Source organism: Deltaproteobacteria bacterium (assembly GCA_016709225.1).
Lineage (GTDB): Bacteria > Myxococcota_A > Polyangia > Nannocystales > Nannocystaceae > Xiheibacterium > Xiheibacterium phototrophicum.
This window is the reverse complement of sequence record JADJEE010000012.1, coordinates 2,046,458-2,058,271: the sequence shown is the minus strand read 5'-3', so window position 1 is coordinate 2,058,271 and position 11,814 is coordinate 2,046,458. Positions and strand designations below refer to the sequence as shown.

Genomic DNA, 11,814 nt, shown 5'->3' with positions numbered 1-11,814 from the left:
ACCGAAGATGACGGATGCATCGCACGACGATCGCACCGTACCCGCCGATGATTCCGCGGGGCCGCTGCCGGCACCCGCACCGCGCGCAGGCGATCGCCTCGGTCGCTACGTGCTGGGCGACTGCATCGGGCAAGGCGGCATGGGTTCGGTGTGGGCCGCCCACGATCCCGAGCTCGGGCGCGAGATCGCGATCAAGGTCGTGCGTGCCGATGCGCACGACGCCAGCTGGCGTGCCCGCGTGCTGCGCGAGGCGCAATCGCTGGCGCGCCTGGCCCACCCGCACGTGGTGCCGATCTACGACGTGGGCGTGGGCGACGGCGTGCTGTGGCTGGCGATGCAGCGCGTGCGTGGCCCCTCGCTCGCGCAGTGGCTCGAGTGCTCGCGGCCGTGGCCCGAGGTGCTCGATGCGTTCGTGCAGGCGGCGCGCGGTCTCGCGGCCGCGCATGCGTGTGGGCTCGTGCATCGCGACTTCAAGCCCGCCAACGCGATGTTCGACGGTGAGCGCGTGTTCGTGCTCGACTTCGGTCTGGCGTGGGCGCCGGGGGTCGATGGCGCGCGGCCGACCGTCGCCAGCGGCGGGCTCGCGCACCGCGATGCCGCCAGCGGTCGCGATCCACTCGCGATCACGCTGACCGCCAGCGACGCCGTGGTCGGCACGCTGCCGTACATGGCACCCGAGCAGCATGCCGTGCGCGAGGTCGATGCGCGCTGCGATCAGTACGCGTGGTGCGTGTCGCTGTACGAGGGCCTCTTCGGCGCACGGCCGTTCGAGGGGGATCTCGAGCGGTTGCTCGCGGCCAAGCGCCGCGGGCCGCCGGCTGCTCCGCCGACGGTCGGCCACGGCGTGCCCGAGGCATTGTGGCAGGTGATCGCCCGCGGGCTCGAGCCCGACCCCGCACGGCGCTGGCCGGATCTCGCGACCATGCTCGATGCAATCGCACGGCTGCGCGCACCTCGACGGGCATGGCCGTGGGCCGCGGGCGTGGTGCTCGCGGGCGGCCTGGTCGCGACCGGCATCGCGTTGCCGCCGGCGTACGGTGGCAGCTGTGATCGCGCCGACGCCATCGATGCGGTGTGGTCAGCGAGCCGGCGCGAGCGACTCGCGCAGTCGTTCGCGGGCCTTGGCGAGGGCGGACGCGAGGTGTTCTCGCGCCTGCAGCCGCGCATCGCGGCCGCGATTGCCGACTGGCGCGCGCAGGCCCAGGGCCTGTGCGACGCGCCTGCGCCGCGCGAGGCCTCGAACACCGCGATGTGCCTCGATCATGCCGCCGTCGCACTGGATGCCTCGCTGGCCGTGTTCGACGAGCTCGACGCGACCCGGGCCGCGCGCTCGGTGCGGCTGGTCGAGGGCGTGCTCGCCGAGCACGACTGCGAGCGCGAGGCCGCGGTCACGACGGCCATGGCTGACGAGACCCGTCGCGACTACGCGCGCGCGCGGGCGCTCATGGTCACCGGTGCGCTCGACCGCGCGCGGGAGCTCGGCGAGCAGATGGGACGTGATGCGATCGAGCGCGGCGATCGCAACGGCGAGGCGTGGGCGATGCTCGTGCGCGGCGGTGCCGAGCTCGACATGGGCGAGGTCGCCGACGCTCGCACCCACCTCGTCGAGGCCCAGCGCATCGCGACCGCCGAGGGCGACGATCGTGCGGCGACGACCGCCGCGATCAAGCTCGTGCACCTGTGCGCAATCGAGTTCGATCCCGCGTGTGCCGACCAGTGGCTGCGCGTGGCCGAGTCGGGCCTGCCGCGCTTGGGCGACGACGAGCGGGCGCAGGCGAGTCGCGAGCTCGACCTCGCGCGGGGCGACGCCGCGCTGCGCTCGGGCCAGGCCGAAGCCGCGCTGGATCACTACCACCGCGCGTTGGCGTCGTTGCGCGCCAGCCCGGGTGATCACGCCGTGATGGAGGTCGTGCTCCTGCATGCCATCGGCCTCGCCCACGCGGACGCCGGCCGACACGAGGCGGCGCTGGCCCAATTCGACGAGGCCGATGGCATCGAGAGCCGCGAGCTGGGCGAGCGCGACACCAGCCGCGTGATGACGCTCGAGCTGCGCGCCGGCAGTCTGTATGCGCTGGGTCGGATCGACGAGGCGCGCGCGGCCACCGAGGCCGCGCTCGTCAACCTCGACGCCGCCTACGGCGAGGGGCATCCCCACGCCGTGCGCATGCGCGGCAACCTCGTGTTGCTGCTGCTCGCGTCGCACGAGCTCGAGGCCGCGCTGGCACTGGCGGAGCAGGTCGTCGCGCGCAAGCGCGAGCTGTTCGGCCCCGAGCACGTGCAGGTCGCGATCGGGCTGCTCAACCTCGGCGAGGTGTCGAGTGCGCTCGGTCGCCACGACGACGCACGCAAGCAGTACGACGAGTCGCTGCGGCTGTGGGCGCGCACCGTCGGGGAGCAACACGTCGATCTCGCCGGCCCGCTCGCGGGGCGTGCGAATGCCGAGCTGGCGCTGGGCGACGCCGCGGCCGCGCGCGCCGACGCCGAGCGGGCGGCCGCGCTGCTCGAGCAGGCCGGGCGCGAGCTGCCGGCGCAGCTACGCGACGATCTCGCAGCGGCGCGCGCACGTGCGCCGCGCTAGCGCGCCCCAGCGAGCACATGTCGCGCGGGCTCGTGCTCGACGGACGAGCGCGGCGGGCTCATCCGCGCGCGGTGAGCTCGCAGCGCGAGCGCGCCGGCGGCTTGCGCAGCGGCGCGCTCGAGAGCTCGGCGGCACGGGCGACGAGCTGCATGAACTCCTCGCGCAGACAGCCGTCGCCGTCGTCCGTAGCGCCGCGCGCGAGCGTCAGTGTGCTCTCCCAGGTCGCCTCGCCGCGAAGGTCCGAGTCGCGCAGGAGCATGCCGAACTGCGCCACCGCGGCCGCGAAGCGGAAGTCCGGCGAGGCGGCGGCCATCGAGCGCGCGTCGGCGGTGACCTCGCGGCTGAACAGCGCGCTGGTCTCCTCGTTGGGTCGCTTGTAGCGCACGGACACCTTCATGACCGATCCACTGCCGACCGACTCACCGGTCTTGGGCACGATCTCGTACAGCGCGGTGACGCTGTGACCGGCTCCGATCTCGCCGGCGTCCTTGCGGTCGTCGGCGAAGTCGGCATGGGCGAGCTTGCGGTTCTCGTAGCCGATGAGGCGCCAGCTCTCGACCTCGGTGGCATCGAACTCGACCTGGATCTTCACGTCCTTGGCGATGGTGACGAGGTTGGCCGCGCCACCCTCGACGAGCACCTTGCGGGCCTCGGACAGCGAGTCGAGATAGGCGTAGTTGCCGTTGCCCTTGTCGGCGAGCGACTCCATGGTCGCATCCTTGAGGTTGCCGCGGCCGACCCCGAGCACCGACAGGAACACGCCCGACTCGCGCTTCTTCTCGATCAGCCGCGTGAGCTTGCCGCGGTTTGAGATGCCGACGTTGAAGTCGCCATCGGTGGCGAGGATGACGCGGTTGCTGCCGCCCTCGATGAAGTGCCGCTGCGCGAGGCGGTACGCCAGCTCGATGCCAGCACCGCCGTTGGTGCTGCCGCCGGCCTCGAGCTCCTGCAGCGCTGCGCGGACGCGACCCTTCTGGGAGCCCGGCGTCGAGTCGAGCACGATCCCCGATGCGCCGGCGTAGACCACGATCGCGATGCGGTCCTGCGGGCGCATGCGGTCGGCCAGCAGTGACAGCGACTCGCGCAGCAACGGCAGACGATCGGGTGCCTGCATCGAGCCCGACACGTCGAGGAGGAACACGAAGTTGCGCGCCGGCAGATCTTCGTGGTTGAAGCCCTCGCCAGCGAGCGCGACCCGTACCAGCTTGTGGGTTCGATCCCAAGGACAGTCGGCGACTTCGCTCTCCAGCGCGAACGGTCGGCCGTCGGTGGGTGGCTCGAGATCGTAGTGGAAGTAGTTGATCAGCTCCTCGACGCGCACGGCATCGGCCGGTGGTAGCTGACCGTGCTCGAGGAAGCGCCGCACGTTGCTGTACGACGCGGTGTCGACGTCGATGCCGAAGGTCGACTGCGCGTCGTCGCCGACGCGGACGAACTGCTGCTCGGTGATCGTGGCGTAGTCGTCGCCGCTGTCGGACTCGGGTCGCTGCGCGATGGCGGCCTCGCGCCATGAGTCGCGGCTGACACGATGCCCCCCGCGACCCCCGAAGCCCTGCCCGGTACCGCCGCCGCCGCCATGGCCGATGAGACCGGTGGTGCCGAGTCCGATCGTGCCCTCGCCGCTGCCACCACCACCGCGCCCGTTGCCGCGCAGCCCGAGCCCACCGACGCCTGCGGCCTCACCGATCTCGGTACCGCTCAGCCCGCCCCACACGTCCTCGTCGTCGTTGCCGGTCGCGAACGCGCCGCCGTGGGGGCTCGCGAGGAAGTGGCCGGACTCCTGCGTCGTGACGCCGAGGATGCCCGAGGGCGCATCGCGCAGTGCCGGGATCGCGGGCTCGGCGGTGGGCGGACTCGCGCCCTGCGGGGCGTGCGATGCATCGATCGCTTCGACGACCACGTCGGCCTGCGCGCTCGCGGTGCCCTCGCTCGCGCTCGGCGACGCATCATGCACGGCAATCCAACCCAAGACCCCAGCGGCGAGCACGGCGGTGCTGGCCATGGCTGCGACCCCCCACGTCCTGGCGCGCCCCATCGCGCGTTGGGGCTGGCCGTGCACCGTGTCGTCGTCGGCGAAATCTTCGGGTCTGCGCATCACGTCGTCGCTCCGGTGGCGGTCAAGGACACGGTGCGGCGGGTTTGGTTCCACGGCCGGGCGAGGGTTTTGGTGATCGCGGATTGGCTCCACCGGCCGATGCGTCTACGCTGTGGGCTCCCGTGCCTCGCACCCGGATCGCGTTGCTCGTCGTCGCTGCGCTGACCTGCGGGTGCGGCGACGAGGTCGTGGGTGCGTTCGAGAGCGGGACCTCGATGGGCCCGACCAGCGTCGCGACCTTCTCACCGACGAGCGGCGGGAGCAGCGACGGCGCTAGCAGCAGCGAGGGCAGCAACGGCACCGGCACCGGGAGCGCGGACGGCAGCACCACCGCGCTCGATGGCGGTGGCTTCATGCCGCCGGGTTGCTACCGCGACGATTTCGAGAACGACGTGATCGACGCGATGTGGAACACGTGGCAGGAGCCGGATGCCGAGCTGCTCGAAGCCGCAGGCGTGCTCAAGCTGCGGCCGCCGACCACCGGCGTGTTCGACACCGGCATCGTCAGCGCGTTCGATCACGTGTTCCCGTTCAGCAACGCGACCGTGCGAATGCGCGTGGTGACGCCGCCGGATCCCACGCGGCCCGAGCTGCTCTTCCTCACCGTGCTCAACGACGTGCGGTCGATCTCGATCGAGCTGAGCGGCGGCGAGGTCATCACCGACGCCAGCGAGGCCGAGGTCTCGATCTATCACGAGGCGTTCCCGGTGGCGCCGTACCCCGCGTACATCGGGCTGCGCGCCGACGGCACCGTCGTGCACTTCGAGACCTCCGACGACGGCGTGACGTACACCAGCATCACGCAGGCGGACATGCTCGGCGATCTCGTCGATGCCGCGGCGTTGGTGATGGCGCAGACCTACGCCGACAACCCGACGCCGACGACCATGATGGTCGACGAGCTCGAGGTCTGCGCCAACTAGTACCTCGACACATTGATTGTGACGGGCCGCGCGGGCTGGGGCCCGCGTTCGCCTCACCTCGGCGTCGCGAGGGCGCGGGCCTTGGTGAGATACACGCTGCGGGGGTGCTCGCGCGCGAGCTCGTCGATCGCACGATCGCGGGCGGCCACCCGGCCGAGGGCGTGCAGCGCCTGGATGCGACCGTACTGCGCCTCCTCGGCCAGCGCCCCACCGCCGTCGGCGAGGTAGCGCTCGAAGGCTGCGAGCGCAGCGCTGTGGCGCCCGCGCGAGGCCTGCACGCGACCGAGCGAGACCAGCGCGGCGCGGGACTCACCCGCGCTGGGGTACGTCGTCACGAGCTTCTGGTAGGCGCTCGCCGCCGCTGCCAGCTCGCCCTTGGCGGCCAGCTCGCGCGCGGCCGCCAGCATGTCGCCCGCCGACGGAATCGCCGGTGCGCGCGCGGAGTCCCGCGAGCTGGGCTTGCGCGGCGTGGGTCGGGTCTCGCTGCTCGCGGTGTCGTCGAGCAACGTGATCGCCGGCTCGTCGGCGCTGGTGTCCGTCGCAGGGCGTCGTGCGAGCGTCGTCGCGCCCGGCTCGGGCTCGGCCGCCAACGTGGTGCCGGGGGCCAGCTCGATGCGCTGCGAGCCCTGCGAGAGCGTCGCCGCAAACTCGCCGAGCACCAGCGCGCCACCGTCGAGCGCGATGACGAGGCCGTCGTCGCGGCCCTCGACGACCCCGCGGGTGGTCTCGACCGCGATCGCTGCGTCGATCTGCACGCGACCGTGGTCGAGCTCGATGCGCCGATCGTCGAGCACGCGTAGGCGCGTGCCGGGCTCGCCGCACACCCGTGCCCGCGCGACCCGCAGGCAGGCCGTGTTCGCGCCGACCTCGACCCACTCGCCGCGCGCGACGCTGCTGCCGTCGAGCACGCGGTCCTGTTGCACGAGGAACTCGCCCTGCTCGACCGCGAAGCCCGACGCGCGCAGCCGTGGCGCCACTGCGACGGCCAGCACCAGGGCTGCGGCCGCTGCGAGTCCGCCGATGGCGATCGCACGCATGCGTGCACCACGTCGCTGCGTCAGCGCGAACGCCTGCACGGTCGCGAGTCCGCGCGCGAGGTCGTCGTCGCGGGCGGGCTCGAGCCGGCCGAACGCCGCGAGGCCGTCGGTCACCGCGTCGCGCTCGTGCTCGAACGACTCAGCCACGGTGGCCCCCGATCGCGCGGGCCACGAACGAGTCGCGTCGGATCGACTTGCGCAGCGCACGAAGGCCGAACAGCAGCCGCGACTTGATGGTGTCGACCGGCACGCTGGTGAGCTCGGCGATCTCGATCACCGAGTAGCCCAACGCGTGGCGCAACAACAGCGCCTGTCGCTGCGCCGCCGGCAGCTGTTCGAGGTAGTTCTCGAGCGGCCCCGGCAGGGTCTCGATCAGCGCGTCGTCGCCGTCCTCGGGCTCGGCGTGATCTTCGATCGCGTCGTCGGTGCGGTCGTGGCGGCGAGCCGACTCCGCGAGCCGCAGGCACGCGCGCACGGCTACCGTGCGCGCCCAGCGTTCGAGTGATGCATCGCCGCGGTAGGTCGATGCACGCTCGAGCACTCGCATGAGCGACACTTGCACGCCGTCGTCGGCATCACCACCCCGCCCGAGGATCGCGGTCGCGACGGCGCGCAACGTCGGCGTCAGTCGACGCACGAGCTCGAGCTGCGCGCGCGCATCGGCACGCAGCGCCGCGCGCAACAGGGCCACGTCGGCCTCGTGGCTCAAGGTCTGGTCCTCCGGTGCGGCGAAGGTCCAGGGCAGTGCGAGGGCGTGGCCCACATCGACCAAGAGGCACCGGGCCCCCGATCCGGGTGAATGAACCTCGCCACCCGCCTAGAATTGCACGGAAAGGCCCGCGCGTGCCCTGGGACGCACGCGCCAGGCGTCGAGCACCACCCGCCGGTCGGCCCCGGCGCACGCCGCCGCCGTCGCCGCGCAGGTCACGAAGTCGACGTCGACGAGCGCGATCGCGAGCCCGACCCCGACATCGAGGGCGAGCACGGTCCGACGCCCGCGCGCCAGCACCGGCTGCAGACCCACATCGGCGCCGACCCTCGGCACGGCGCGCACGCGCCCGCGGACATCCGCCTGCGAGCGCCACCGGACCAGCTCGAGCTCCGGCCCCGCGCGCAGCTCGAGCGCCAGCTGGGGATGCACCGGTAGCGCCGCGGCGATCCACAGCCCGATCTGGTGCTGCCACCACGTGAAGCCTGCGGGCTCGTCGCGGGTGGCGGGCAGCAGCAGTGCGTAGCCCAGCGCAAGCCGCAGGCGTGGTCGCGGTGCGAACGACAGCCGCGCGAGCACACCGTTGCGCCACCGCGGGCGCGTCGACATGGCCTCGCCGCCGTAGCCCGCGGTGAGCTGCCATCGCAGTGGCCGCTTCGGCGCGTCGCGGGGTGGTGGCGGTGCCACCGGGCTCGGCTTCGCGGCCGCGGGTGGTGGCGCCGTCGGGGGATCGATCGCCGCCGGATCGGCGCCCTGCATCGCGACCTCGTGACCCTCGGCGATCGCCACCGAAGAGGATCGCATGATGACCCACGCGGCCTCGATCGAGGCCTCTTCCTCGCCGCGCGTGACCACGATCTCCCGCACCAACGGTGCGCCGGTGTCGCAGGGCAGGGCGTACACTCGCCACTCGTCATTGCGCCGCGCATCGAGCCAGAAGACCGCCACGGTGGGCGCAGCGTCGCACTGCGCCCGTGCGGTCGTCAGGCGTGCGCGCGTGCCGTCGTCGGGCGCGACCTGCATCGGTGGCGGCTCGGCGAGGCCATGCCGCTCGACCAACGCGGCCAGCTCCGCGGCCGCAACGCCATCGGTCTCGGCGACCTGCACGACCACGCGTCGCGGCGGCGCTGCGGGCTCGGCCGGCGTCGCAGACAGCAGGGTCGCAAGGGCGAAGGCCAGGACGATCATCGCAAAGGCTGCACGCCGCATGCGAGTCGCCGGGCGCTAGCGCGCGCGACTGCAGCGTTCGTGCGCCACGATGCCATGTCGGCGAGGGCCAGGGAATCGCCCGCGCGCGGCCGAGAAACGTTCACCCGCTTCCGGCGAGGTGCGTCTCTCCTCTCGCGCACGCGCATGACACGTCGAAGCAACGCCCCGCTCGTCACGCTCGCGTCCATCTGTGGTTGGCTCGGGCTCACGGCCCCCGGCTGCTACCACGGGGTCGGTGATGCTGGCTCCGCCGGCGCGGCGGATGGCACCGCCGGCGCCGAGGGGGGCTCGGCGGGCTCGGCCGACGATGGCTCGGGCTCGGACAGCGGTGGCGCGAGTGCGGCGTGCGGCGACGGGCCCGTGGCGGGTCCGGCTCCGATGCGACGCCTGACCGCGGTGCAGTACCGCAACACCGTCACCGCGCTGTTCGACGGCGCGATCACGCCCAGCGCCGCGTTCCCCGAGACCCAGACCCACAAGAACTACAGCAACAACCCCAGCCTCAACGTGGTGTCGCTGCCGACCGCGATGGACCTGCTCACCGCCGCCGAAGACGTCGCCGTGCAGATCATCGACGACGTCGACGCGGTCGTCACCTGCGACGGTGCACAGGATCAGAGCTGCGCCGAGGCCTTCATCGACGAGTTCGGCGCGCGGGCGTTCCGGCGCCCGCTCGAGGACGACGAGCGCGCCGCACTGCTGGCGCTGTACGTCGACGCGGCCGCCACCGACGGGTTCGCCGACGGCATCGGAGCGGTGGTCGCGGCGGCGCTGCAGTCCCCGCAGTTCCTCTACTTGGTCGAGCGTGGCGGCGACGAGATCGCGCCGGGCGTGATCGCGCTCGGCGACTACGAGATCGCCGCGCGGCTGTCGTTCCTGCTGTGGGACTCGATGCCGGACGACCAGCTGTTCGCGGCCGCGGCCGCGGGCAGCCTGCAGGACCCCGACGAGATCGCCGCGCAGGCCGAGCGCATGCTCGCCGACACCTCGCGCAGCGGCCCCGCGATCGAGCGCTTCGTCCGCGAGTGGAACCACTACGACGGCGTGCCCACCTACGACAAGGACACCGCGGTCTACCCCCAGTTCACCGCCGAGCTCTCGGCGTCGATCGATCAAGAATTCTCGCGCTTCGTGCAAGGCGTGCTCGCGAGCGACGAGCCCACGCTCGCGCAGCTGTTGACCTCGAACCGCAGCGAGGTCGATGCCGAGGTCGCGGGCCTGTTCGGCGTCGACGCGCCGGCGCCCGGCACCTGGGCCAGCGTCACGCTGCCGGAGGAACGCGGCGGTCTCCTCACGCGGCCCGCCCTGCTGGCGGAACACTCGCACCGCAACGACACCGGGTCCATCTTCCGCGGCGAGGTCGTGCGCACGCAGCTGCTGTGTGAGCCGATTCCGCCGCCACCCGCCGATGCGATGGCGAACGTGCCCGAGTACCCCGAGGGTTCGACCGAGCGCGAGCGCACCGAGATCCTCATCAACCACATGAACTGTGGCGGTTGCCACAGCCTCATGAACCCGATCGGCCTCGGCTTCGAGGACTACGATGCGATCGGTGGCCTGCGCACCGTCGATGTCGACGGCAGCGCAATCGACAACAGCGGCGACGTGCAAGGCGGCCCGGCGGCGGTGACCGGCAGCTTCCACGGGGTGGTCGAGCTCCAAGCCAAGCTCGCGGCCAGCGACGAGGTCACGACCTGCTTCGCCAGCCAGCTGTATCAGTTCGGCTTCGGCCTCGAGCCCGGTGCGGTCGACGACTGCGTGGTCGATTCGTTCGCACCCGAGTTCGTCGCCGCCGGCGGCGACATCCCCACGCTGTTGGTCGCGCTCGCGCGCAGCGAGGCGTTCCGCACCCGCAAGGTGGAGGGCTGACCATGCTCCGACGTCCAGGTCCCGTCTCGCGCGGCCGCACCACGCGGCGCAACTTCCTCCGTGGCGCCGGTGGTATCGCGGTGGCATTGCCGTTCCTCGAGAGCATGCAGCAGGCCCGCGCCGCGGGCGAACCGACGCTGCGCTACCTGCAGTTCATGCACGTCGAGGGCACGCTCAACGACGAGTGGTCGCCCAGCGGCCCCAACAACGCGATGGTGCTGTCGTCGATCCTCTCGCCGCTCGAGAGCCGCAAGTCCGACATCGTGGTGGTGTCGCAGGTGGCGAACGAAGCCGGCGCGGCCTACGGCGAGAACGGCCACATCAGCAACGGCCACAGCATCTTCACCAGCGCGCACAACACCTTCAACAACGCCATGCCCGACGGGCCGTCGATCGATCAGGAGATCGCCAATCGCATGGCCGCCCCCACGCCTTACCGCTCGTTGCAGTTCGCGATCGGCGGGGGCAACCTCGGCGAGTACCAGGCGATCTACGCCGGTGCGGCGGATCCAGTGCCGTCGGACACCGAGCCCACCGCGATCTTCAACCAGCTGTTCTCGGACCTCGAGGTCGACCCGATGTTGCCGGCGACCACCATCGCGCGGCTGCATGCGCGGCGGCAGAGCGTGCTCGACACCGTGATCGGCTCGCTCGACGGGCTTTCGCCCAAGGTCAGCGCGGCCGATCGCATGACGCTCGAGAACCACGCCGACAAGATCCGTGCGCTCGAGATGCAGCTCGGCAACGAGGGCCAGGCGGGTGCCGGCTGCACCACGCCGATGCTGAACCTGCCCGGCGACTACGACACCAACCCCTATGGCAGCGCGTGGGATGCCAACCGCGACGATGTCTCGTCGCGCGTGCTCATCGATCTGATGGTGATGGCGCTGGCCTGCGACCTCACCCGCGTCGGCACCCTGCAGTACACCAACTACGACGGCCCGACGTTCCCGTGGCTCGGCGTCGGCGTGCCCGGGGCCTACACCGGTTGGCACGCGATGGTGCACGACATCCCCAACATGGGCGACGTCTCGGTGCCGCGCGCGGTCTACACCTGGTACATGGGCGAGCTGGCGTACCTCATCGATCAGCTGGCGGCGATGCCCGATCAAGACGGCACGTTGCTCGACAACATGTTGCTCTACTCCACCGCCGAGATGGGCAGCGGCGCCACGCACAGCCCTTACGATCTGCCGATCGTGCTCGCGGGCCGGGTCGGTGGCGCGCTGCAGACCGGTCGCCACTCACCGCAACCCGGCCGCACCACCGGCGATCTCTACAGCACGTTCATCGGGTTGCTCGGGCTGGGCGACGCGAGCTTCGGCGCGCCGGAGTTCACGTCGGGGCCGCTGACGCTGTAGCGTGTTCGCACGTGGGCGGGCGCGATCGCGCGT

General features: G+C 71.9%; 8 protein-coding genes. 4 read left to right on the top strand and 4 right to left on the bottom strand.

The genetic code is table 11. From position 1 onward, the window contains the following. Nucleotides 1-7: 7 nt before the first annotated feature. A complete protein-coding gene (locus IPH07_33505; protein MBK6922355.1) occupies nt 8-2,578 on the top strand; it encodes a serine/threonine protein kinase in 2,571 nt (856 codons plus the stop codon). 58 nt (nt 2,579-2,636) lie between these two features. Here the strand turns inward: IPH07_33505 and IPH07_33500 are convergent, their stop codons facing one another. After that, nucleotides 2,637-4,292, bottom strand: a complete 1,656-nt coding sequence (locus tag IPH07_33500) for a VWA domain-containing protein (protein ID MBK6922354.1) — start codon at nt 4,290-4,292, stop codon at nt 2,637-2,639. Between the two features lie 503 nt (nt 4,293-4,795). Here IPH07_33500 and IPH07_33495 point away from each other — a divergent pair. Then, entirely contained in the window at nt 4,796-5,596 is an 801-nt protein-coding gene (locus IPH07_33495) for a hypothetical protein (protein MBK6922353.1), read from the top strand. 53 nt (nt 5,597-5,649) lie between these two features. On the opposite strand, the gene IPH07_33490 is transcribed toward IPH07_33495, so the two are convergent. From IPH07_33490 to IPH07_33480, 3 genes are read right to left on the bottom strand one after another with little or no spacing between them, the layout of a single operon-like run. Next, nucleotides 5,650-6,780 carry a hypothetical protein gene (locus IPH07_33490; GenBank protein MBK6922352.1) on the bottom strand — a complete coding sequence of 377 codons (1,131 nt, stop codon included), beginning with the start codon at nt 6,778-6,780 and terminating at the stop codon, nt 5,650-5,652. Next, nucleotides 6,773-7,396, bottom strand: a complete 624-nt coding sequence (locus tag IPH07_33485) for an RNA polymerase sigma factor (GenBank protein MBK6922351.1) — start codon at nt 7,394-7,396, stop codon at nt 6,773-6,775. Before IPH07_33485 ends, IPH07_33490 begins: the two co-directional genes overlap by 8 nt. A gap of 54 nt (nt 7,397-7,450) precedes the next feature. Continuing rightward, a complete protein-coding gene (locus IPH07_33480) occupies nt 7,451-8,530 on the bottom strand; it encodes a hypothetical protein (protein MBK6922350.1) in 1,080 nt (359 codons plus the stop codon). A gap of 165 nt (nt 8,531-8,695) precedes the next feature. Here IPH07_33480 and IPH07_33475 point away from each other — a divergent pair, with 165 nt between their 5' ends. Together IPH07_33475 and IPH07_33470 are read left to right on the top strand one after the other, a co-directional pair. Continuing rightward, nucleotides 8,696-10,420 carry a DUF1592 domain-containing protein gene (locus IPH07_33475; protein ID MBK6922349.1) on the top strand — a complete coding sequence of 575 codons (1,725 nt, stop codon included), beginning with the start codon at nt 8,696-8,698 and terminating at the stop codon, nt 10,418-10,420. A 2-nt stretch (nt 10,421-10,422) separates the two neighbouring features. Beyond that, the gene (locus IPH07_33470) at nt 10,423-11,781 is read left to right on the top strand and encodes a DUF1552 domain-containing protein (GenBank protein ID MBK6922348.1); all 1,359 of its coding nucleotides are present in this window, start codon (nt 10,423-10,425) and stop codon (nt 11,779-11,781) included. Nucleotides 11,782-11,814: the final 33 nt, after the last annotated feature.

Coding starts and splice junctions, on each gene's coding strand:
- IPH07_33505 (MBK6922355.1), top strand. CDS start 8: ATGACGGATGCATCGCACGACGATCGCACCGTACCCGCCGATGATTCC.
- IPH07_33475 (MBK6922349.1), top strand. CDS start 8,696: ATGACACGTCGAAGCAACGCCCCGCTCGTCACGCTCGCGTCCATCTGT.
- IPH07_33480 (MBK6922350.1), bottom strand. CDS start 8,530: ATGATCGTCCTGGCCTTCGCCCTTGCGACCCTGCTGTCTGCGACGCCG.
- IPH07_33470 (MBK6922348.1), top strand. CDS start 10,423: ATGCTCCGACGTCCAGGTCCCGTCTCGCGCGGCCGCACCACGCGGCGC.